The 24809-nt window shown below is 36.8% G+C and carries 20 protein-coding genes; 7 read left to right on the top strand and 13 right to left on the bottom strand.

The window, feature by feature from the left end:
• The first annotated feature begins 9 nt into the window (after positions 1-9).
• From ACLJX0_RS00665 to pheT, 3 genes are all read left to right on the top strand, one after another.
• On the top strand, positions 10-2184 hold the full coding sequence (locus tag ACLJX0_RS00665; RefSeq protein ID WP_410877681.1) for an endonuclease MutS2: 2175 nt from the start codon (positions 10-12) through the stop codon (positions 2182-2184).
• Positions 2181-2597: a thiol-disulfide oxidoreductase DCC family protein gene (locus ACLJX0_RS00660; RefSeq protein ID WP_410877679.1), complete on the top strand. Its 417-nt coding sequence runs from the start codon at positions 2181-2183 to the stop codon at positions 2595-2597. The genes ACLJX0_RS00665 and ACLJX0_RS00660 overlap by 4 nt, the downstream gene beginning before the upstream one ends.
• A gap of 94 nt (positions 2598-2691) precedes the next feature.
• Positions 2692-5127 carry a phenylalanine--tRNA ligase subunit beta gene (gene pheT / locus ACLJX0_RS00655; RefSeq protein WP_410877677.1) on the top strand — a complete coding sequence of 812 codons (2436 nt, stop codon included), beginning with the start codon at positions 2692-2694 and terminating at the stop codon, positions 5125-5127.
• 198 nt (positions 5128-5325) lie between these two features.
• Here the strand turns inward: pheT and sucD are convergent, their stop codons facing one another.
• From sucD to ACLJX0_RS00595, 12 genes are all read right to left on the bottom strand, one after another.
• A complete protein-coding gene (sucD, locus tag ACLJX0_RS00650; protein ID WP_410877676.1) occupies positions 5326-6198 on the bottom strand; it encodes a succinate--CoA ligase subunit alpha in 873 nt (290 codons plus the stop codon).
• Between the two features lie 141 nt (positions 6199-6339).
• Positions 6340-7284, bottom strand: coding sequence for a UDP-3-O-(3-hydroxymyristoyl)glucosamine N-acyltransferase (locus tag ACLJX0_RS00645; RefSeq protein WP_410877675.1), 945 nt, complete (start codon positions 7282-7284; stop codon positions 6340-6342).
• 14 nt (positions 7285-7298) lie between these two features.
• On the bottom strand, positions 7299-7865 hold the full coding sequence (efp, locus tag ACLJX0_RS00640; protein WP_410877673.1) for an elongation factor P: 567 nt from the start codon (positions 7863-7865) through the stop codon (positions 7299-7301).
• A gap of 22 nt (positions 7866-7887) precedes the next feature.
• Positions 7888-8673 (bottom strand): acyl-ACP--UDP-N-acetylglucosamine O-acyltransferase, encoded by a 786-nt coding sequence (gene lpxA, locus ACLJX0_RS00635; protein ID WP_410877671.1) that lies wholly within the window; start codon positions 8671-8673, stop codon positions 7888-7890.
• 10 nt (positions 8674-8683) lie between these two features.
• Entirely contained in the window at positions 8684-10075 is a 1392-nt protein-coding gene (locus ACLJX0_RS00630; RefSeq protein ID WP_410877670.1) for a bifunctional UDP-3-O-[3-hydroxymyristoyl] N-acetylglucosamine deacetylase/3-hydroxyacyl-ACP dehydratase, read from the bottom strand.
• Between the two features lie 32 nt (positions 10076-10107).
• On the bottom strand, positions 10108-11124 hold the full coding sequence (gene lpxD / locus ACLJX0_RS00625) for a UDP-3-O-(3-hydroxymyristoyl)glucosamine N-acyltransferase (protein WP_410877668.1): 1017 nt from the start codon (positions 11122-11124) through the stop codon (positions 10108-10110).
• Positions 11125-11154: 30 nt separating this feature from the next.
• A complete protein-coding gene (locus ACLJX0_RS00620) occupies positions 11155-12393 on the bottom strand; it encodes an HD domain-containing protein (RefSeq protein ID WP_410877666.1) in 1239 nt (412 codons plus the stop codon).
• A 115-nt stretch (positions 12394-12508) separates the two neighbouring features.
• The gene (gene hutH, locus ACLJX0_RS00615) at positions 12509-14011 is read right to left on the bottom strand and encodes a histidine ammonia-lyase (RefSeq protein ID WP_410877664.1); all 1503 of its coding nucleotides are present in this window, start codon (positions 14009-14011) and stop codon (positions 12509-12511) included.
• Between the two features lie 25 nt (positions 14012-14036).
• Entirely contained in the window at positions 14037-14804 is a 768-nt protein-coding gene (gene yaaA, locus ACLJX0_RS00610; RefSeq protein ID WP_410877662.1) for a peroxide stress protein YaaA, read from the bottom strand.
• A 32-nt stretch (positions 14805-14836) separates the two neighbouring features.
• Positions 14837-15850 carry a metal-dependent hydrolase gene (locus ACLJX0_RS00605; RefSeq protein WP_410877660.1) on the bottom strand — a complete coding sequence of 338 codons (1014 nt, stop codon included), beginning with the start codon at positions 15848-15850 and terminating at the stop codon, positions 14837-14839.
• 81 nt (positions 15851-15931) lie between these two features.
• Positions 15932-16411: an Lrp/AsnC family transcriptional regulator gene (locus ACLJX0_RS00600; protein WP_002985664.1), complete on the bottom strand. Its 480-nt coding sequence runs from the start codon at positions 16409-16411 to the stop codon at positions 15932-15934.
• A gap of 90 nt (positions 16412-16501) precedes the next feature.
• On the bottom strand, positions 16502-17680 hold the full coding sequence (locus ACLJX0_RS00595) for a M14 metallopeptidase family protein (RefSeq protein WP_410877658.1): 1179 nt from the start codon (positions 17678-17680) through the stop codon (positions 16502-16504).
• Between the two features lie 301 nt (positions 17681-17981).
• On the opposite strand from ACLJX0_RS00595, the gene ACLJX0_RS00590 reads away from it, so the two are divergent.
• From ACLJX0_RS00590 to ACLJX0_RS00575, 4 genes are all read left to right on the top strand, one after another.
• Positions 17982-18416: a helix-turn-helix domain-containing protein gene (locus tag ACLJX0_RS00590; protein ID WP_410877656.1), complete on the top strand. Its 435-nt coding sequence runs from the start codon at positions 17982-17984 to the stop codon at positions 18414-18416.
• A gap of 470 nt (positions 18417-18886) precedes the next feature.
• Positions 18887-21445: an ATP-dependent Clp protease ATP-binding subunit gene (locus ACLJX0_RS00585; protein ID WP_410877654.1), complete on the top strand. Its 2559-nt coding sequence runs from the start codon at positions 18887-18889 to the stop codon at positions 21443-21445.
• Positions 21446-21588: 143 nt separating this feature from the next.
• Positions 21589-22953, top strand: a complete 1365-nt coding sequence (gene rimK, locus ACLJX0_RS00580) for a 30S ribosomal protein S6--L-glutamate ligase (protein WP_410877652.1) — start codon at positions 21589-21591, stop codon at positions 22951-22953.
• Between the two features lie 53 nt (positions 22954-23006).
• The gene (locus ACLJX0_RS00575) at positions 23007-24155 is read left to right on the top strand and encodes an LETM1-related biofilm-associated protein (protein ID WP_410877650.1); all 1149 of its coding nucleotides are present in this window, start codon (positions 23007-23009) and stop codon (positions 24153-24155) included.
• On the opposite strand, the gene ACLJX0_RS00570 is transcribed toward ACLJX0_RS00575, so the two are convergent.
• Entirely contained in the window at positions 24152-24802 is a 651-nt protein-coding gene (locus ACLJX0_RS00570) for a carbonic anhydrase (protein WP_158963125.1), read from the bottom strand. The two genes, ACLJX0_RS00575 and ACLJX0_RS00570, sit on opposite strands and share 4 nt — an antisense overlap.
• Positions 24803-24809 lie beyond the last annotated feature (7 nt).

The following is a 24809-nucleotide window of genomic DNA, read 5'->3' as shown; positions in this document are numbered from 1 at the left end:
TCATAACACATGACATCGATTAATAACAAGACTTTACAAGATTTAGAATTTAACACCGTTTTATCCTTCGTTTCTAACCTATGCGTAACAGAAAGCGGGAAGGAATTGGCCATGGAGATTGTTCCTTACAAAACCAAAGAACAAACCCTACATGCCCTACAACAAACGTCAGAATATTTAGCGTCCTTCACAAATAACAACGTCATTCCCAATCACTACTTTGATGGCATTGACTATGAGCTCAAATTTTTGGGTATTGAAGACAGCTTCTTAGAACTGAATAGTTTCAAGAAAATATACAACCTTACAGAGACCACGAGTAATTTAATTGCTTATTTTAAAAAATTCAGTGATTATTACCCTCACCTCTCCACTGATACTGCTACCCTCACGTTAGAGAAAAGCATTTTAAAAGAAATTGAACATGTGGTCGATAAGTATGGGGAGATCAAGGACAATGCCTCGGTTGATTTACTTTCCATCCGCAAGAGCATCAACCTTGTTCGTGGTAAGATTAATCAAAGTTTTGGTTTTGCTTTGTCTCAATACAATAGCGCAGGTTATTTAGATGATATCCGAGAGACTATTGTGGATAACCGCCGTGTTTTAGCCGTTATAGCTATGCATCGTCGCAAGGTAAAGGGAAGCGTTTTAGGTCAATCTAAAACGGGAAGTATTGTGTATATTGAACCCGAAGCAACCTTAAACTTTTCAAGAGAATTAGGTAACTTAGAATACGAGGAACGCGAGGAAATCGTTCGTATTTTAAAGACCCTGACCAATACTATTCGTCCATTTCGAGACTTGTTGTTGGAGTACACCCAATACTTAACCTTACTGGACATTACCGCAGGAAAAGCAAAATACGCCTTAAAAATTAACGGTTTATTGCCTGAGATTCGAGAGGAAAAAACAGTGTATTTCCGAGAAGCCTACCACCCTATTTTATGGTTGAGCAACAAAGAAAAAAGAAAAGTAACGCATCCACAAACGATTCAATTGGATCAAGACAGTCGCATTATTGTGATTTCAGGACCCAATGCTGGTGGAAAGAGTATCACCCTAAAAACGGTTGGATTACTCCAACTGATGTTGCAATCGGGCTTGTTAATTCCGGTACACGAGCGTAGCCACACCTTTTTATTTGATCGCATCTTAACGGACATTGGCGACAACCAATCAATTGAAAACCATTTAAGTACATATAGCTATCGATTAAAAAATATGAATTATTTTCTCAAGAAATGTAATTCAAATACCTTATTTTTAATTGATGAATTTGGAACGGGTTCTGATCCTGAATTGGGGGGAGCCTTAGCTGAAGTTTTTTTAGAGGAATTCTACGACAGAGAGGCCTATGGTATTATTACGACTCACTATACGAACCTGAAGATTTTAGCTGATCAATTGCCGAGTGCAACCAATGCAAATATGCTTTTCGACGAAAAATCGCTAGAGCCCTTGTACAAACTAAATATTGGTCAGGCGGGTAGTTCCTTCACCTTTGAGGTAGCACAAAAAAACGGGATTCCTTTTAGCTTAATCAACCGCGCCAAGAAGAAAGTAGAAACGGAAAAAGTTCGCTTTGACAAAACCATTGCCAACTTACAGAAAGAAAGACACAAGCTGGAACGCACCTCTCAAAACCTGAAAGAAGAAGAAACAAAAGCAAGAGAAGAAAGCAAGAAGCTAGAAGGGATTAACGCCAAAGTACAAGACAAATTAGAGCGTTACCAAGAGCTATACGACTCCAACCAACGTTTGGTGTATTTGGGAAATAAATTAGATGATTTAGCCGAAAAATACTTCAACAACAAGAGCAAGAAAGCCTTGTTTAGCGAGATTCTGAAGGTCGTCGAAATTGAGAACTCCAAGCGCAAGAAAATCACGCTACAAGAGAAAAAGAAAAAAGAAGAAGCACAAAAAGTTCTCCTTCAAGAAGTAGAAAAAAAGGTAGAAGTCATCCGCAAGGAAAAGAAAGAGAAAAAAGAAATACAAAAACAGCAAGAAGAAAGCAACAAGACAAAATTCCCGCTCAAGGTGGGTGATCGCGTCAGAATGTTAGAAGGAAGAGCTGTTGGAACGATTGACAGTATAGAAAAGAAAACCGCCACGGTAAATTATGGTTTCTTTACGTCAAAGGTACATATTGATCAACTTGAAATGGTAGAACGCAAAAAATGATAGAACAACTTCCTAAAGACAAGAAAATCGTCCTTTTTGACGGCGTATGTAATCTTTGTGACAATGTAGTCAACAAGGTTATCGTCGCTGATCGACGAGATCAATTCCGCTTCACCTCGTTGAACTCGGAAATAGGGCAAAAAATTCTACAGCAAATTGGTGTGGATCGCACCCAAACGGACAGTATTATCCTGTATATTCCCGGCGAGGCGTATTACGTTAAATCCCAAGCAGCGCTGATGATTGCTAAATATTTAGGAGGCTGGTATTCTCTTTTGTCTATTTTTATGATTTTACCCACTAAACTAGCAGATTCGCTTTACGATTACATCGCAAAAAACCGCTATAAATGGTATGGTAAAAAGGACACCTGTATGATTCCCAGTCCATCTATTCGCAAAAAGTTCTTGTAAACAAACGAAGGATAGATTTTAAATATTAACACCAAAATTATTTCACTTAAACTAAGGCAATCCGTATATTTGCCTTCAATAAAATTATTTTCGAATGCATATTTCATACAATTGGTTAAAGCAATTCATTAAGTTAGACATCACGCCAGAACAGACATCAGAGATTTTGACGGATTTAGGTCTTGAAGTTGAGGGAGTTACTCAATATGAAAGCTTAAAAGGAGGTTTAAAAGGAGTTGTTGTTGGACATGTATTATCTTGCACTAAACACCCCAATGCAGATAAATTAAATGTTACAAAAGTTGATTTAGGAACGGGAGAACCAGTACAAATTGTTTGTGGTGCTCCAAACGTAGCAGCGGGACAAAAAGTGCCTGTTGCAACTATTGGCACTGAATTGTACGATGCCGAAGGAAATGCATTTCAAATTAAAAAAGGTAAAATCAGAGGAGAAGAAAGCTTCGGTATGATTTGTTCTGCTGTAGAATTAGGCATTGGAACAGACGGAAGTGGAATCCTAGTTTTAGACGAATCTATCGCTCCAGGTACACCTGCAGCAACTATTTTCAATATTACAACCGATCAAGTTTTTGAAATCGGCTTAACACCGAACCGTTCAGATGCAATGAGTCACTGGGGAGTTGCAAGAGATTTGCGTGCAGGTCTATTGCAAAATCCTACTATTGAGACTCCACACAAAGAGTTAATTACACCAGCCGTAAGTAAATTTAAAGTAGAACGCCGTACGCTGAAAATGGATGTTGTTGTAGAAGACTACAAGAAAGCACCACGTTATTGTGGCGTGACCATCTCGGGTATTGAAGTAAAACCTTCGCCAGAGTGGTTACAAAATCGCTTAAAATCAATCGGAATTACGCCTAAAAATAATATCGTCGATGTAACCAACTACGTATTACACGATTTAGGTCAACCGTTACACGCTTTTGATGCAGCTAAAATCAAAGGAAGCAAAGTAATTGTAAAAACCGTAGCGGAAGGAACAAAATTTGTTACTTTAGATGGAGTCGAGCGCAGCTTACACGCAGATGATTTAATGATCTGCGACGAAAACGGACCAATGTGTATCGCAGGGGTATTCGGTGGATTAAAATCTGCGGTTTCAGAAAATACTACAACTATTTTCTTAGAAAGTGCGTATTTCAACCCTGTTAGTGTTAGAAAAACAGCAAAAAGACACAGCTTAAATACCGACTCTTCTTTCCGTTTTGAACGAGGTATCGACCCTTCAATTACGGAATACGCATTAAAACATGCGGCTTTATTGATTCAAAGTGTTGCTGGTGGAGAAATCACCTCAGATATTGTTGATTTATATCCGAAAAAAGTAGAAGATCATTCAGTTTTCTTAAATTTCAATAACATCAACCGCATCTTAGGGGAAGATATTTCTAAAGAAACCATCAAAACCATCTTAGTATCGCTAGATATCAAAGTACACAGCATGTCTGATGTAGGACTAGGAATCACAGTTCCAGCTTACCGTGCGGATGTAACAAGAGAAATCGACGTAATCGAAGAGATTTTACGCGTGTACGGATACAACAATATCAGTTTCTCGTCTAAATTAAATGCGACGATTTCTAATAGTTCCCGAACAGAAGATCACCGCGTTCAAAATATTATCGCTAATCAGTTGGTCGCACAAGGGTTCCATGAAATCATGAATAACTCCTTGACTACTCCCACATATAGTGAATTATCTGAAAATATCAACAAGAGCTATCAAGTGGATATCGTCAACCCATTAAGTGCTGACTTATCTGCTATGAGACAATCGTTATTGTTCGGTGGATTAGAGTCTATTTCTTACAATATCAATAGAAAAAATAGCGATTTACGCCTATTTGAATTCGGAAAAACATACCACAAGATGTTGAATAACTTCGAAGAAAATAAACACTTCGCTTTATTCGTAACTGGCAATAGTACGCCCACTTCGTGGAATGCGGCACAAAAACCAAGTGACTTCTTTGAATTCAAAGGTTATATCATCAGCATCTTAAACCGTTTGGGGATTTCGAAGTTCACAACGCAACCAACACAAAATGACGTGTTTTCAGAGGGTATTACTTATTTTGTAGGTAAAGAAGCGATTGTTGATTTTGGCGTGCTTAAAAAGGCTGTAACCAAGCATTTTGACATCAAACAAGAAGTAAGCTATGCCGATTTCCGATGGGATGCGATTTTAAAACTAGTAAGCGGTAAAATCAAATTCACGGATTTGAATAAATTCCCAACAGTAAAACGAGATTACGCTTTGTTATTGGATGAAAAAGTAACCTTTGACGAAATCTTTAACTTGGTTAAACAAGTAGATAAAAGCATCATTAAAGACGTTACTTTATTCGACGTATACCAAGGAGATAAGATTGAAGATGGCAAAAAATCCTATGCTATTTCAATCCTGATGGAAGACAGTACAAAAACATTGACTGAAAGCCAAATTGAGAAGATTATGGGCAAAATCCAATACCAGTTAGAAAACAATATTGGCGCTCAATTGAGATAATAAAAAAAAAGCTGTCTTTCGACAGCTTTTTTTGTTGACGGTTGACTGTTTACAGTTGACGGTAAGAATTACTATTACTGAAATAAAAAAGTGAGTCATTAATTTTATAACTCACTTTTTTTATTGTATTCATTACACTGTAAACAGTTAACGCTGAACCGTAAACAAAAAACCACATCTACGATGTGGTTTTTTTTATTATCCTAAAACTTCTTTTACTTTTTTTCCGATTTCAGCAGGAGAATCAACCACGTGAATTCCACATTCACTCATGATTCTTTTCTTTGCAGCAGCTGTATCATCTGCTCCACCAACAATAGCACCTGCGTGTCCCATTGTTCTTCCTTTCGGTGCAGTTTCTCCAGCGATGAATCCGATAACTGGTTTTTTATTTCCATTTTCTTTAATCCATCTTGCAGCGTCAGCTTCTAACTGTCCTCCAATTTCACCAATCATGATGATTGCTTCTGTTTCTGGGTCAGCCATTAACAATTGTACTGCTTCTCTAGTTGTGGTTCCGATGATTGGATCTCCACCAATTCCAATTGCAGTTGTGATACCTAAACCTTCTTTCACTACTTGGTCAGCTGCTTCATAAGTTAACGTTCCTGATTTAGAAACGATTCCTACCGTTCCTTTTTTGAATACGAAACCTGGCATAATACCTACTTTAGCTTCTCCTGGAGTGATTACTCCTGGACAGTTTGGTCCTACTAATCTACAATCTCTTGTTTTAATGTAGTCATAAGCTTTAATCATATCAGCAACTGGAATACCTTCAGTAATACAAATAATTACTTTGATACCAGCGTCTGCAGCTTCCATAATAGCGTCTGCAGCAAATGCAGGCGGTACGAAGATGATGGATGTATCAGCACCCGCTTTTTCAACTGCTTCTGAAACCGTGTTGAATACTGGACGATCTAAATGACTAGTTCCCCCTTTTCCAGGCGTTACACCACCTACCACATTTGTACCATATTCAATCATCTGAGAAGCATGAAAAGTACCTTCGCTTCCAGTAAATCCTTGAACGATTATTTTTGAATCTTTATTTACTAAAACACTCATGATCTTGTTTTTATTTATTTTTAAAACTTACTACCTACAAAAATAAACAATTCTAATCAGCTTTAAAACTTTTTAGGTGTAATCTTCGTCAAATAAGCTTCACAATTAACGATTAATTATCTATTCTTTTACCCGACTAGACTAGCTATGCTGCAATTTTTTCAGTTCTTCTAACATAGCTGGTATTCTCTTTACATTAGCTAACTGTTTCATCTTATCACGTGCCTCTTCTGCTGGAGAGCCAAAATACACTTTTCCGCCCTCTAAACTTTTTGACACACCTGATTGAGCTAACACAACTGCCTTGGTTCCAATGGTAATTCCACTGGTTGTACCTACCTGCCCCCAAAGCGTTACTTCATCTTCAATCACTACACATCCTGCAATACCCGTTTGGGCAGCAATCAAACAACGCACGCCAATTACGGTATCATGTCCAATATGCACTTGATTGTCAATTTTAGCTCCTTCTTTGATGGTGGTATCTCCCGTTACTCCACGGTCAATTGTACAAGCCGCACCAATTCCTACGTTATCTTCGATTACCACTCTACCACAAGAAACTAAAGGATCAAATCCTTCAGGTCTCTTTTTATAATAGAAAGCATCGGCTCCTAAGACTGTCCCTGCGTGAATTACAACATTATTACCAATTATGGTTCCATCGTAGATAACTACATTGGGATGAATCAAACAATTCGTTCCAATCACCACATTGCTTCCTATGAAAGCTCCTGGTTGAATAATCGTTCCCGCTCCAATTTGCGCATCTTTAGCCTGTAATTGCGTTGCAGGTTTAAACGGATTAAAATACTTCGATAAGGTATTGAAATCCCTAAATGGATCATCTGATATCAATAACGCTTTTCCTTCTGGGCATTCCACATCCTTGTTAATCAAGATAATGGTAGCATTCGAATTTAAAGCTTTATCATAGTATTTGGGATGGTCCACAAATACAATTTCTCCTTCTTGTACGACGTGAATTTCATTCATACCATACACGGGAAAATCACCTGATCCCACAAATTTACAACCGATTATTTCGGCTATAGTTTGTAAATCTTGAACTTTTGAAAAACGCATTTTCTCTATTTAGACTATTCTTTGATACGCTCAATATAAGAACCTGTAGCCGTATCAATTTTGATTTTATCTCCTTCGTTGATAAATAAAGGTACGTTTACAGCAGCTCCTGTTTCAACCGTTGCTGGTTTCGTTGCATTGGTTGCTGTATTTCCTTTTACGCCTGGCTCAGTATAGGTTACTTCCAAAACTACAGAAGCAGGCATATCTACTGCCAAAGGCATATCTGTTTCTGTATTAATTTGAACCATTACCATCTCCCCTTCTTTCAACAAATCTGGAGCGTCTAAGATATCTTTTAACAACGTAATTTGCTCATAAGATTCTACGTTCATGAAGTGAAACTGATCTCCTTCTGGGTATAAGTATTGGAATTTATGTGTTTCAACGCGAACAGGATCAATTTTATGGCCTGCAGAAAACGTATTTTCTAATACTCTTCCCGTTGTTAAACTTTTCATTTTTGTTCTAACAAATGCAGGTCCTTTTCCTGGTTTAACGTGTAAGAATTCTGTAATCTTGTATATGTCATTGTTATGACGGATACACAAACCATTTCTAATATCTGAAGTTGTTGCCATTTTTTACGTCTTTATTTTATTATTAATACATTCCTGAATATCCACGCATAATTCCTCTTGAACTATTGCGAACAAACATTATAATTTCATCTCGTTCTGGAGTTGCTTCCATTTCAGTTTCTATAATCTCTAGTGCTTGACTAGTATTATAGTTCTTTTGAAATAAAATTCGATAGATTTCTTGAATTTCTCTTATTTTTTCTGGTTCATATCCTCTTCTACGCAAACCAACTGAGTTGATTCCTGCATAAGAGATAGGCTCTCTCGCCGCTTTAATATACGGAGGCACATCTTTACGTACAAGCGTACCACCTGTTACAAACGAATGAGATCCAATCGTACAGAATTGATGTACAGCTACTAGACCCGCTAATACCACATAGTCTCCTACGGTTACGTGTCCAGCTAACGTACTTGAGTTTGAGAAGATACAATTATCACCAATAATACAATCGTGTGCAATATGGCTATACGCTTGAATCAAGCAATTTTTTCCTACCACGGTTTTGTATCTATCTCTTGTTCCTCTATTAATGGTTACACATTCACGAATAGTTGTGTTATCACCAATTTCAACTGTAGTTACTTCTCCTTCGAATTTTAAATCTTGTGGTTCAGCAGAAATCACAGCTCCAGGAAAAATCTTACAATTTTTACCAATACGAGCTCCCTCCATAATCGTCACGTTAGATCCAATCCAACTACCTTCTCCAATTTCTACATTATTATGAATCGTAGTAAATGGTTCTATTACAACATTGCGTGCAATTTTCGCACCCGGATGCACATATGCTAAAGGCTGATTCATACTCTTTTGTTTAATTTTGTTTTTTTACTATTTGAGCCATTAGCTCTGCTTCTGTGGTAATTTTACCATTTGCATAAGCTGTTGCCTGCATATGACAGATACCTCTTCGGATTGGTGTTAAAAGTTCTAACTTGAACACCAAGGTATCTCCTGGAAGTACTTGATTTCTAAATCGAACATTGTCTATTTTCATAAACAACGTAATATAATTCTCTGGATCTGGAACAGAACTTAAGATTAAGATCCCTCCTGTTTGTGCCATCGCCTCTACGATAAGAACCCCTGGCATAACTGGAGCTCCAGGAAAGTGCCCCACAAAGAAAGGTTCATTCATGGTTACGTTTTTCAACCCAACCACATGTTTATCACTCATCTCCAATATTTTGTCCACCAACAAGAACGGAGGTCTGTGTGGAAGTAAAGACATGATTTTATTCACATCCATCAAAGGCTCCTGGTTTAAATCATACGATGGAACTTGATTGCGCTTTTCATTGCGAATAATCTTCGACATTTTCTTAGCGAAATTCGTATTAACGGAATGTCCTGGTTTATTTGCGATAACCTTTCCTCGAATACGAGTTCCAATCAAAGCTAAATCTCCAATCACATCCAATAATTTATGCCTTGCTGCTTCATTTGGGTAGTGAAGCGTTAAGTTATCTAAAACTCCATTAGATTTTACACTAATTTCATCTTTCCCGAAAGCCTTTTTCAAATGCCCCATCGTTTCGGCAGAAATTTCTTTATCTACATACACAATAGCATTATTTAAATCTCCACCTTTAATTAACCCATTGGCCAATAAAGCTTCTAATTCATGTAAAAAGCTGAAAGTACGCGCCTCAGAAATCTCCACTTTAAAATCATTCATATCTTTTAAAGTAGCATTTTGTGTACCTAAAACCTTTGTACCGAAATCTACCATCGTTGTTACTTGGTAACTGTCTGCTGGCATTACAATGATTTCACTACCTGTAGTTTCATCCACATACGAAATTACTTCTTTTACGATGTACTCCTCTCTTTCTGCGTCTTGTTCTACAACACCCGCTTTTTCAACGGCTTCCACAAAATACTTGGATGACCCATCCATAATTGGTGGTTCAGATGCGTTTAACTCTACGATTACGTTATCTAAATCGCAACCGATAAAAGCAGCTAACACATGCTCTGTAGTCTGAACACGTACTCCTTTTTTCTCTAAGTTTGTACCGCGTTGTGTATTAACAACATAATTTGCATCTGCCTCAATCACAGGATGCCCTTCTAAATCCACTCTGACAAAAGTAAACCCATTGTTAATTGGCGCAGGTTTTAATGTCATCACAACATTTTGCCCTGTGTGTAATCCAACTCCTTCTAGGGTAACTTCACTTTGGATGGTTTTTTGCTTAACCATAATAAAATCTTTTTGTATCTCGATAGGTTATACTATTTCTCGTTCTTTAGTCCTTCTAAATCATCTACAATCTTCGGTAGATTTCTAAAGTGGCTGTATGATTTCAGGAAATCCGTATGACCAATAGCTGGTGATCCCTGAACAGCAATATTCGACTCTAAATTCTTTGTTACTCCAGACTGTGCCTGAATCTTTACATTATCCCCTATAGTTAGGTGTCCTACGATTCCCACTTGTCCTCCAATCATGCAATTCTTGCCAATTTTCGTTGACCCTGCTACTCCTGTTTGAGAGGCAATTACGGTATTTTCACCAATTTCAACGTTATGAGCAATTTGAATTTGATTATCTAATTTCACGCCTTTGCGGATAATAGTAGACCCTAAAGTAGCGCGGTCAATGGTTGTTGCCGCTCCAATCTCTACATTATCTTCAATAATCACGTTTCCAATTTGTGGTACTTTACTGTATGTTCCATCGCCATTTGGTGCAAAACCAAATCCATCAGATCCAATAATGGTACCTGCATGAAGTGTACAACCTGCTCCAATGATTGATTCTGAATAAACACGCACACCTGCAAACAGGACGGTATTATCCCCAATCACCACATTATCTCCAATAAAGGTATTAGGATAAATCTTTACATTATTTCCTATTTTAGTGTTTTTACCCACATAGCAAAAACTACCTAAATATAAGTCTGTGCCATAAGTAGCTCCGTCCGAGATAACACTTGGTTGCTCGATTCCAGATTTCATTAATTTCACTTGATTATAATATTCCAAGAGTTTAGAAAATGCTTTGTAGGCATCCTCCACTTTAATTAATGTTGCTTCCACTTCATTCTCAGGTTCAAATGTCTTATTTACAATGACAACCGATGCTTTGGTGGTATAGATATAATGGACATACTTTGGATTAGCTAAAAACGAAATAGAGCCTTTTGCCCCTTCTTCAATCTTCGCTAATGTAGATACCTCTTCTTGAGGATTCCCAACTATTTCCCCCTCTAATACTGACGCTATTTGTTCTGCTGTTATTTTCATCACCGCAAAAATATAAAATATAATTGAAAATTAACTTTCAAAAACGCTTTTTGGATAACAAACGAAGTGCTTTGTCACTGGTTTTGTTAATGCTTTGAGATTTAATTGATCCGAAACGGCTAACACATCCGCCACTTGTCCATCTTTTCTCACAATCATAATTGGCTCCTTATCTTTGCTATAGGCCTGATTTCTAACCTTTCCTTTAAACACAAAATAGCTTGCCCATTCCGCCGAAATATTATTTTTCGCCTGAACGTCCGCTAAACATTTTTTCCACTTTTCTTTAACTAATTTCTTGTTTTCTATCATTTCGATGCGCAACAATTTTCGATTGACAATCATCTGGCTCAATTGAGACAAAACGAAGTCATCGTGAAACTGCCACGACTTCAATGCACTTACAATATCTGAATCATCTAAGAGGGCAAATTGCTCCAAGGCAATTTGTTCGAAATCTTCAAATTCCCCTTGGTGCTCTAAAAAAAATAACAAAGCAGAACTTCCCCATAATGATACCCCTTTATGCACCAATTCCTTGGCTCTCTTTAGGATACGTACCAAAATCAATTCTGCACACACACTGGTTTTATGGAGATAAGCTTGCCAATACATCAAGCGACGTCCTACTAAAAACATCTCTACTGAATACACTCCTTTTTCCTCCACAACCAATTGATCATCTACTACATTAAGCATCTGAATCAAACGTGCTGAATTAATATCTCCCTCTGCTACACCGCTGTAAAAACTATCTCTTTTCAGATAATCCATACGATCCATATCCAACTGACCCGAAATCAATTGCAACATAAATTGACGGTGATATTCTCCTTTAAAAATTTGAATGGCTAAGTCAAGCTTTCCGTGGAATTCTTTATTCAACTGATGCATAAAGTAAAGCGAAATTGCTTCGTGATGCACCCCTTCAACAATACTTTCTTCCATGGCGTGTGAAAAGGGACCATGTCCAATGTCGTGCAATAGAATGGCGACATACAATGCCGTTTCCTCTTCCTCTGAAATGGCTATATTTTTAAAACGAAGTACTTGCACAGCTTTCTGCATCAAGTGCATGCAGCCTAAAGCGTGATGAAAACGAGTATGATGTGCCCCTGGATACACCAGATACGACACGCCCATTTGAGAAATCCTCCTTAATCTTTGAAAATAAGGATGCTCAATCAAATCATAAACGAATGAATTGGGAATAGAGATAAATCCATAGATTGGATCGTTCAGTATTTTTAATTTATTGCTTGTAATCAACGATGAACAATTATTTTTTAATACATAAAAACAAAGATAACAATATAATAAAAAGCTGCATCTCTTTTTTAAAAAAAGATGCAGCTTTTATATGAGTGGTTTTAAAAAAACGCGATTATTCTTCTAAATCGATTTGAAAACTTCCTAAAAACGCAATAGTCTTCTCGATATCATAATGCAAGATGCGGTCTTCTGAAACAAAAGGTACCTCTTCGCGATACGACTTGACGAACGATTCGATAAATTCACTTGATTTCGCTGGGCGTCTAAATTCTAACGCCTGTGCCGCATTAAACAACTCAATTGCTAAGATACGCTCTAAGTTATCAATAATACGCAACGTCTTTGTTGCTCCATTTGCTCCCATACTCACGTGATCCTCTTGTCCGTTACTCGACACAATACTATCTGTACTCGTTGGATTCGCCAAGTGTTTGTTTTGACTTACGATACTCGCTGCGGTATATTGAGGGATCATAAAACCAGAATTTAACCCTGGATTAGAAACCAAGAACGCTGGCAACCCTCTCAAGCCAGAAATTAATTGATATGTACGTCTTTCAGAGATATTCCCTAATTCAGCCAAGGCAATACCCAAGAAATCAAAAGCCAAAGCTAATGGTTGTCCGTGGAAGTTTCCACCAGACACGACTAAATCATCCTTATAAAATACGTTTGGATTATCTGTTACAGAGTTAATCTCCGTTTTAAATACTTTTGCCACATAATCAATTGCATCCTTAGATGCTCCATGTACTTGTGGAATACAGCGAAAAGAATACGGATCTTGCACATGTTCTTTGTCACGTGAAATCAATTCTGATCCTTCTAGAACTTCATTGAAGAAAGAAGCCGTTTCAATTTGCCCGCGGTGCGGTCTTACGTGGTGAATCAACTCATTAAAAGGCTCAATTCTACCATCGAATCCCTCTAGAGAAACTGCAGCAATCAAATCAGCCAAGTAAGACATCTTCTTGGATTTAATCATGACATAGCATCCATAAGCACTCATGAATTGCGTTCCATTCAGCAAAGCCAATCCTTCTTTCGATTTCAGCTGAATAGGCGCCCATCCCATTTTCTCCAATACCTTACTCGCAGGTTGTCTAAATCCTTCATACACTACTTCTCCCTCACCAATCAACGGCAAAGTCAAGTGAGCCAAAGGCGCTAAATCTCCAGATGCCCCTAAGGAACCTTGGGTATACACCACAGGTAAAATATCGTGATTAAAGAAATCAACCAAACGCTCTACCGTTTCTAGTTGAACACCAGAATTTCCATAGCTCAATGATTTTACCTTCAACAACAACATGATTTTCACAATCTCATTCGGCACAATTTCACCCGCACCACAAGCATGAGATTTCATTAAATTTTCTTGTAACTTGGTTAAATCACTATCGTTAATCTTCACATTACACAACGACCCAAATCCAGTGTTAATCCCGTAGATTGGATCTTTTTGTGTTTCCATTTTATTGTCCAGATACGCACGACAATTTACAATATTTGCACGTGCTTCTTCCGAGATGTCCAACTTTTGATTTTGGGTAATAATCTCATTTAATTTTTCAATTGTAAATACATCTGAACTGATATAATGTACTGTTTCCATAATTTATTGGCTCTATACTTTTTTATTATCTTGTAAATATCAAATTATTCGCTGTTGATGCTGCTTCAGACCAAGCATATCCTTCTAGATTAAACTGCTTTAACCCCTGAATATCCTGGATATCATTATCGATAATATAGCGCACCATCATTCCTCTTGCTTTTTTCGCATAAAAACTAATCGTTTTTAGCTTACCATCTCTCAATTCTTTAAATTCAGGTACCACAAGCGTGGCTTTCAATTTCTTTTGATCGATCGCACTGAAGTATTCATTACTTGCCAGATTAACTAAGAGCTCTCCCTCTTTCATCTCCTTATTTAAGTAATCAACGATTACAGGCTTCCAAAAAGCAGGAAGATTTGTTTGATCACCAATAGGCATCTTAGTTCCCATTTCTAATCGATAAGGCTCAATCTCATCCAATGGACGAAGAATTCCGTACAATCCTGACAAGATGCGCAAGGTATCTTGCAAGCGCTCCACTTTAGGTGCTGTTAAGGTATACGCATCTAATCCTACATACACATCCCCACTAAATGCATACACTGCTTGCCTAAAATCCGCTTCATTCTTTTTACTTTTCTTATAGACACGTTCCTGATTACGCTGCCAATTTAATTCCGCTAGATTTGAAGAAATCTTCATCAATTCCATCAACTCAGCCGTTGTTTTTTCTTTCAACACCGCATGGATTCTTTTACTTTCTTTTATAAACAAAGGCTCGGTAGTAGCCGTAACAGGTACTTTAGTAGTATAATCCAAGCTCTTAGCAGGGGACACAACGATCTTCATCTTATTTTTTCTTCAAATATAACTATTCTCCCTTAATCTTCTTCTAAACCAACAATCTTTCGTCCGATAGACTTCAACAATTTAACCCCATCTCGTCGATCCTTTTTGACCTCTTTCGCATTTAACTCTCCCTTATCATCCAAGTAAAATTGATAACTAAAGGCAAACTGCACTTCACCTCCCTCCTCTTTTAATACTCCGAAGCGCAAATCGTTAAAGTAAATTTCATTATTCACTTCTGAAAACGTATAATATCCTTCTGATAGACGAACGAGACGATGAATCAAATTGTGTTTTTCCAAGCCGCGTATTAGCCCTTTATTCTTAGGGTATGATTTAAAAACAATAGGCGCCGAGCTAAAAAACGAATGTTCACCAATTAAGAAAGCCTCTTCCGTTTCCACAATAGCTGTCCACAAGATGGTATTCATCACCGTTGGTTTCACCGACATAGCCTTATACGTAACCTGTTGCTGATCTAAAGCATCTGTAAAGCTATAAAAGGCAATAGCTTTCAACAAAAGCGTAAGTCCTAAATAAGCACTACTGACATAGAGTCCTAAACGATTCAGGCGCAATCGGCGTTTCATATCTGTTTTTTCGCGCATCGAGCGAATGAGAAAAAAAAGAAAAGGCAAGGTATAAAGAGGATCTATCACAAAGATAGATTTAAAAGCAAAGGAGTAGTCTAAGGGCCACAAAACACGGGTTCCCCAAGTCGTAAAGACATCAAGTGCCGCATGGGTAAAGAATCCCCAGAAAAAGAGCCAAACCCCTTCCTCATAGGTCACTCCTCTTTTCTTTTCCATCCAATAGAGAAAAAAGCCGAAGAGGAAAGCTCCAAAAATAGCGAATAATATAGAATGAGTAATGCCTCGATGGAATTCTAAGGCGCGTATTGGATCAGTAAAAAAAATAGCCAGCACATCTAAATCAGGAATAGTCCCTGCTATTGCACCATATAAAACTGCTTTGTTTTTTAGCTTTTCTCCCAATAGCGCATTTCCTACAGCACCTCCTAAAACAATTTGAGTTAACGAATCCATTTTTTTAAAATATAAAAAACGAATATAAAAAAAAACTGCACAAAGGCAGTTTTTTATTCATTTACTTTTTAAAAAAATTGATTACAATTCTTTAAAAATTGTATGCATTAATCGTTTTTTGTCGTTGATACTTTCTTCCAAAGAAATCATTGACTCTGTTCTGTACACTCCGTCGATATCGTCAATCATATAGATAACTTCTTTCGCGTGGCGTGTATTTTTTGCTCTAATTTTGCAGAATACGTTGAATTTTCCAGTAGTTACGTGAGCAACTGTCACATATGGAATTTCATTAATACGCTCTAAAACAAATTTAGTTTGTGAAGTATTATGTAAAAATATACCGATATAAGCAATAAATGCATATCCTAATTTTTCATAATCAAGGGTTAATGAAGACCCCTGGATAATTCCAGCATCTTCCATTTTTTTCACACGTACGTGAACCGTACCTGCTGAAATTAATAATTTCTTAGCGATATCTGTAAAAGGCACTCTCGTATTATCGATCAGCATATCTAAGATCTGGTGATCGATTTCATCTAAACGAAACTTACTCATAAATCAATTATTTATGTTAATTCTAAATCTATATTTCAGTACAATAATAATAAAAAAAAATCTTATTTATTCAAAAAATAGCAATTTTACCTATTTTTTTAATAAATAATTAACCTCTTCGACTGATAACGCTACAACATCCTCAAAATTCTGATCTAAAATCTGGTTTGGTTCGTCAATGAAAGATTTTAATATACACTCCTTTTCTATTAATGTATGCACAAATTTACTCCCTTTTTTATCAATATCCACAATAATGGGACAAAATTTAACACTTCCCTCCATTAATATCTCTTTATATTGAATTTTCACTATAAATTTTCTTTCAGATGAAGGAATTCGGACACTTCTCAATTCGACATCGCAAAAGTTCTTAACGTTCGCAGGAAGTGAAAAATAGGTTGCGAGATCTTGATCACAATTTGTTAAATTATCATCCACTTGCTCCTCCTTAGCAGCTAGTGTCGCTAAAGCGCGTCCTAAACTTACAACAACTAAGGTACGGGTATTTTCTCTTTGATAATCACCATGAAGATGTCCCGCCTCTATTAATATAGTAGGAATCCCCCTTGCTTGAGTATAATCTCCAATACAATTGAGGTTGAACGCATCATCGAATCGACCAACGTGTCCGGGAGCGATTTCTTGCACTGCTTTATTCATCGCTACAATTAATCGAATTGCCTTTTTTCGCGTCTCATTCAACGCTCTTTGTTCGTTAAAAGCCGGAGCTAAAAATGAAATCGCCGCTGATTTTCCCGTCTCACCAACCCCAAAAATACTGCGTTGATCGTGCAAGTTAAATGCATAATCAGGTTGTATTTCCTCTAACAACTGACGTAAAATTTTACTTTCAGGCTGACTCAAATCCACAGAATCGCGATTTAAATCTACCTGATTTGCATTGACACGTGTATAATAAAACGCGCCATCTGGATTTAAAATAGGAACAATTGTCAAGGTAAATTTCTCCTTCCACAAAGCGACCTGTTCATCGTCTGCTTCGTTTAAATAACGAAGTAAATCTAACACTGCTTTTGTTGTGGTCGATTCATTTCCATGCATCTGAGACCACATTAAAACTTTCGTTTTTCCTTGTCCAAATTGCACGGTATAAATGGGGCGATTTTCCACTGATTTTCCAATCACCCTAACCTTAAAGTAATGGTTTAAGTCTTGTAGAAAATCGATTACTTTTTCGTTGGTTATATAGCGTCCAGTGATAGTTGGTACTTTGTAGGTATTCGCTCGCTTTAATTCGTTCATCATTTTGCTTCTGTTTACAATATTACAAATGTAAACATTTCATCTTTTACATTTGTAAACATAATTTTATGTTTCTTATTTTACATTTGTCAACAACTCATCCTGCTCTCCTTTCAATCAATACGCTAAGATTTTACAAAATTATTAAATACAAAGTTATTATTTAAAAATCAATGTATTATAGTCATTCATCTAAACCTTATATTCAATACATTTACATTCGATTCCACTTGTATACATTTGTTAATTCATTATTTTTATTACATTTGTAAACTATTAGTCAGAAAAATATACATTTGTATTCATGGAAAATTTTGTAAACAGATTAGAATTTTTGCTTGAACATTTTGAACTATCTGCCTCTGCTTTTGCGGATAAAATTGGCGTTCAGCGCTCGAGTTTATCTCATATTCTATCCGGAAGAAACAAAGCGAGTTTGGATTTTATTTTAAAGATAAACGATACTTTTCCCGAGCTTAATCTCGAGTGGTTAATTAAGGGAATTGGCTCCTTTTCTGGTGAAAAAAAACAAGGAGATTACACGCCTCCATCGACGGATTTATTTTCACCTGAACGTCAAATTGAAACACCAAATTCTCCTACTTCTCCTTCCGTTGAAGCAATCAAAAAAGAGGTTGAATTACCTAAACCGATGCCCGATTTTTTCACATCCTCAGACATCGAACAGATTGTTGTTTTTTATAAAGACGGAACTTTCACAACATACAAACCTAGATAAAAAAATAAGTAACTTTAATTTTAACACAAGCTAAAAATAATTTTAGCTATATCGAATTATTATATTTTAGATTCACCTAAACTAAATCATATCTATATTTAGTTTTTTATTTTTAGTCTTATCTTTATTCTTTATTCTTTATTTTTTATTTTAAAACATTATTTAACTTTACTTCTCTTTCTATTAAACGCCATTCATTCTTTTTTTTATTTTCCCTTTTCTTGTTTCGATTTATTTTTCTCTCCCGTACTTTCGGCATACCTTTCGTTTGCTTGCGTACTTTTTATAGTCATTCCTTTCTCTTTCTCCTTCCATACCGACTACTTCTACGAAAAAAGAATCTATAATATTTTTATTTACCATTTTTTTTTTGTCAATTAGCGTATGACAGAAGGGCAATGTTTAGCAACTAGGTATGCTTTTTGCCTTCATACAGGTATCAAACAAATAATCACCTAAATTCAGTTAATATGGACGAAAATTTTTCACAAGAAATAAAAGATGTTATTTCCTTTAGTAAGGACGAGGCATTACGTCTAGGTCATGACTTTATAGGAACTGAACACTTTTTATTAGCCTTATTGAGAATTGAGCAAGGTGAAGCATCAACAATTCTCCAAAACTTAGAAGTAGACATTGATTTTTTACGACATAAAGTTGAGAATTTAACACCTTACTCTTCTACAAAGACAGCGGTAAACGAGAAGGGATCTCTTTATCTCACTAAACAGGCAGAGAGGGCCTTGCGTCTCACTTACTTAGAAGTTAAAGTATTCAAGAACGTAGAAGTTACTTCTGCGCATTTACTTTTGTGTATATTAAAGAACAACGAAGATCCGATTACGCAGATACTCAACAAAATGAATGTGGACTACGAGAACATCAAGAAATATTATGTTGAATTTCTTTCTGAAGAGAAACCGAAAGCGGACGAAGAAGATATCTTCCACAGTCCAAAAGCGGAAACCTTTGAAGAATCCGGACAAAATGACAGTTCTGGCGGTAAAAAATCTGACACGCAATCTACTGCGCCTAATAAAAAAAGTAAAACACCTGTTTTAGATAATTTTGGGCGAGATTTAACAGAGATGGCGATTGACGGTAAGTTAGATCCAGTAGTTGGACGAGAGAAAGAAATTGAGCGTGTTTCTCAGATTTTGAGTCGAAGAAAGAAGAACAACCCCTTGTTAATTGGTGAACCTGGAGTAGGAAAATCAGCTATAGCAGAGGGATTGGCTTTAAAAATTGTTCAGAAAAAAGTATCGCGTGTTTTATTCAACAAGCGCGTAGTTACATTAGATTTGGCCAGTTTAGTTGCAGGAACAAAATACAGGGGACAGTTTGAAGAGCGCATGAAAGCGGTGATGAATGAATTAGAAAAGAACACCGACATCATTTTATTCATCGACGAGATTCACACTATTGTAGGTGCAGGTGGAGCTACAGGTTCTCTTGATGCTTCCAATATGTTTAAACCCGCTCTTGCAAGAGGGGAAATTCAATGTATTGGTGCCACTACCCTAGATGAGTTTAGACAGCACATTGAAAAAGACGGAGCTTTAGAACGACGTTTCCAAAAAGTATTAGTAGAACCTACTTCTGTAGAGGAAACGATTATTATTTTACACAACATCAAAGACAAATACGAGAGTCACCACAACGTGAGTTATACAGACGAGGCGATTGAAGCTTGTGTCAAATTAACAAACCGCTATATGACGGATCGTTTCTTGCCAGACAAAGCGATTGATGCTTTGGATGAAGTAGGATCTCGTGTTCATATTACGAATATCAATGTGCCTCAAAACATACTGCATTTAGAACAGGAGTTAGAAGAAGTTCGCGAGAACAAAAACGCGATGGTTCAAAAGCAAAAGTATGAGGAAGCAGCGAATCTACGAGACAAAGAGAAAAACATTGAAAAGGAATTAGAGATTGCTCAAGAAGCTTGGGAAAAAGAAGTGAAAGACAATCGCATTATGATTTCCGAGGATGATGTTGCCGATGTCGTGTCTATGATGACGGGTATTCCAGTGAACCGAATTGCAGAAAAAGAGATTACCAAGTTGGCTAACCTTCCTTCTATTATCAAAGGAAAGGTAATCGGACAAGACGAAGCAGTAGGTAAAATTGCCAAAGCGATTCAACGTAATCGCGCGGGATTAAAAGACCCGAACAAACCTATTGGATCTTTTATATTCTTAGGGCAAACAGGAGTGGGTAAAACCCAACTAGCTAAAGTAATTGCCAAAGAGCTCTTTGATTCTGAAGATGCGTTAATTCGCATTGACATGAGTGAATACATGGAAAAATTTGCCCTATCTCGTTTGATTGGAGCGCCTCCAGGGTATGTTGGTTATGAAGAAGGAGGACAATTGACGGAGAAAATACGCAGAAAACCTTATAGTGTTATTCTATTTGACGAAATTGAAAAAGCACATCCAGATATCTTCAATATGTTATTACAAGTATTGGATGATGGACACTTAACGGACAGCTTAGGCCGCAAAGTCGATTTTAGAAATACAATTATCGTCATGACGTCTAATATTGGGGTTCGCCAGTTAAAAGATTTTGGTCAAGGGGTTGGTTTTGGTACGCAATCGCGTAAAGAACAAACCGATCAGCACAGCAAATCTGTGATTGAAAGCGCATTGAAAAAAGCGTTTGCACCGGAATTCTTAAATAGAATTGACGATATTGTCGTATTTAATTCGTTAGAGAAGGAGCATATTCACTCGATTATCGATATTGAATTGGCTAAATTGTTCCAGCGCATTGACGATTTAGGATACAAACTAAATCTCACAGACAAAGCGAAGAACTTTATTGCAGACAAAGGTTTTGACAAACAATATGGAGCTCGACCGTTGAAGCGAGCCATTCAGAAGTATATTGAAGATCCAATTGCCGAAGAAATTGTAAATGCCAAATTAGTTGTAGGTGATACGATTACGCTTGACGCACCTAAAGATGAAAAAGAAGACGTTTTACAGATTAAAATAAAAACAAAAAAACCTGCTAATTAGCAGGTTTTTCTTTTTTATCGTTTCGTGTTTTTAGACGAAAGAAAGCTGGCATGTTATTTAAACGTTATTTTTTATTTTTTTATCTTTATTACGTCATAGCAATTGCTTTAAGTAGTACTTTCGCGGTTGAATAATTAAATAGAATGGTAGATAAACTCATTGTTGGTAGTGAAGAATGGTGTTCTTTCTCTACATTAAATATCCCAGCGATTAAAGCCCGTGTAGACTCAGGAGCAAAGACTTCTGCCTTACATGCGGTAAATATCCATGCTTTTGAAAAAGAAGGAGAAAAATGGGTCAAGTTTGATGTAAATCCCTTACAGAATAATGGCAAGACAATTATACATTGTGAAGCTAAGGTAGTGGATAAAAGAATTGTCAAGAGCTCTAGTGGGACTAGAGAATCTCGCTATGTTATCCGAACGATTCTCAGTTTTGGTGAAACAGCGTGGGATATCGAGTTAACCCTGACCAATAGAGACTCTATGGGGTATCGCATGCTCTTGGGAAGAGAAGCGATGGGTGGACGTATATTAGTTGATCCAGAGAAACACTTTTTATTGGGTCAACCCACAGTTGAAAAGTTAGACGAATACTACAACAAGCCCAAAGAAGCGAAAAATGGGCTAAGAATTGGGTTATTAGCGAGCAATCCTGAACTTTACAGCAATAAACGCATCATTGAGGCAGGTGAATTAAGAGGACATGAAATGCACTTCTTAAATCTAAAGTATTGCTATATGAAGTTAGACGCCAATCAACCCGAAATTCACTATAGAGGGGGTCGTGTATTGAATGATTTTGACGCTGTTATTCCGCGTATTCGCCCTAGTATGACCTATTATGGTTGTGCTTTAACGCGTCATTTTGAATCTTTAAAAGTGTACAGCTTAAATAGTGCTGCCGCTATTGCACAATCACGAGATAAATTATTTTCGTTGCAATTACTACTCAATCATGGCATTGATATACCTACTACGGGATTTGCCAATTCTCCTTTGGATACGAATGATTTAATTAAAATGGTTGGTGGAAGTCCGTTGATTGTTAAGCTATTAGAAGGTACCCAAGGAAAAGGCGTCGTTTTAGCAGAGACGAAGAAAGCTGCAGAAAGTGTAATTAACGCATTCAAGAGCCTTAATGCCAATATCTTAGTTCAAGAATTCATCAAAGAAGCCAATGGAAAAGACATTCGTTGTTTTGTGGTGGATGGCAAGGTCGTTGCAGCGATTCAACGAGAAGCAGTTCCAGGCGAATTTAGAGCCAATATCCACTTAGGAGGTACTGCTTCAATTATTAAAGTGACTCCAGAGGAAAAGCGCATTGCAATTCGCGCTGCGAAGGCTATGAATTTAAAAGTGGCAGGAGTGGATATCATTCGCTCTGCCAAAGGTCCTTTACTACTAGAAGTAAACTCTTCTCCTGGATTAGAGGGCATCGAAGGAGCAACAAATAAAGATATTGCTATGGAGATGATTAAAGCAATTGAAAAACAAGTAAAATGGTAAGGAAATAGCGATAAGGCTATTTCCAACCTTTTCGATAAACGCATTTTGTATTTATGAACCCATCAACAAGTGGCTGGATAAAAAAATACTTCGCCGAGCAAGATAAATATGCTATTTTTAAGGCTACTAATACGACGGAATTAGCCCATGAGATTAGAGCGACTGGTTTTAGTTTTGGTCAAATCAATCCCAGCGGATTTCCAGCGATTTACACAACTTTTGATTATACCCAAGAAGAGTTTGCTAAGATTTGTTTCTTACAGCTGTTAGAGAAAATCTATTTCTTCCAATATCCTACACATACTACGGATGAGTTTATCAGTCGTTTGCTTGATTTTTATCAGCTATTTGTTCCACATAAAACTAATTTTTTCTCCAGTTTATTTGAAGATAAAAATACCTATGCGCGTTTAGAGCATCTCTTCGCTATCAAGTGGAAAGAGCATTTCTTTTCGCAGTCCAAAAGCAATACCATTGTATTGAATTTACTGGTTTTGTCTATCTATCTGTTGACCTTTGAAACCTATTTGACAGAAAAGATTCATCCCAATCTCTACCATGTATATTTAGAGGATTTAATTCAGTCTATCTTAAATCACACCCAAGGGCATAAAAATACGGAAGTTCACTTCCTAGATAACCCTAACGATTTTTCGATTGACGAAATTATGGAAGTACAATCTTCCTATTTGGAATCAAGTTTACTGCTGGATATTGTTATGTGTAGTTCTTGGAACAATGAGCTAAAAACTCTTGATTTGCCAGATTTTACTGATGAGCCCTTTACTAGATTAGCTTTTACACCAGAACAAATTAACGATAGTCGCAGCTGTTTTATGTTATTTTTACAGCAAAACAACTACCATTACTTCTACTTAAAATCATCGAACTTATTCAATAATATGATTAATAATTCGACAAATTATGTCGAGTTTTTAGTAGGGCGAAATAAAGGACGTATTATAAAAGAAATTCAAAAGAACAAACAATTAATGCAATTGTTGATGGATTCGACGCATCGAAATTTAGATATACAAGAAAAGAAATTGATTAAGAAACAAACCTTAGAGGTTATTAAAACAATTCCTTCTCTTGCAATATTTTTATTACCTGGCGGTACAATTTTACTTCCTATTATATTAAAATTTATCCCTTCACTTCTTCCCTCTTCCTTTAATGAGAATTTGGATTCAGAGGATTAAATTTTTTTAAAACGAAGTTGGTATACTTCATCTAAATCCTGGTTACTTGTTACATTTACTTCAAGATCTGTAACATAACCCGAGTTTAAACCATATACCCAACCGTGAATACTCAAGTCTTGATTTCTAGCCCAAGCTCCTTGTACAATTGAGGTTTTAGCTAAATCATATACTTGTTCTTGTACATTTAATTCCACGAATCGATTAAATCGTTCGGTGGTATCGTCAATACCGTCTAATTCAACGTTGTGCAAGCGATATACAGTTTTGATGTGTCTGATCCAATTGTCGATTAACCCATATGATTCGTTCTTCATGGCTGCTTCCACTCCTCCACATCCGTAATGTCCACATACAATAATGTTGGTTACTTTTAGAATATTCACCGCATAATCGAGTACGCTGAGCATATTCATGTCAGAGTGAATTACCATATTGGCGATATTTCGATGTACAAATACATCACCTGGTTCAGCTCCAATAATTTCGTTAGCTGGCACTCGACTATCTGAACATCCAATCCATAAAACAGGCGGTGTTTGTCTGTGACAAAGGCGTTTAAAATATTCTGGATTGATTGCTAGTTTTTCTTCTACCCAAGCTTTGTTATTCTCCAGTATTTTTTTGTAAAATTCGTTGTGTTTCAAAACCTCT

The organism is Myroides sp. DW712, assembly GCF_046557355.1.
Classification (GTDB): Bacteria; Bacteroidota; Bacteroidia; order Flavobacteriales; family Flavobacteriaceae; genus Flavobacterium.
This window is presented reverse-complemented; position numbering and strand designations above follow the sequence as displayed.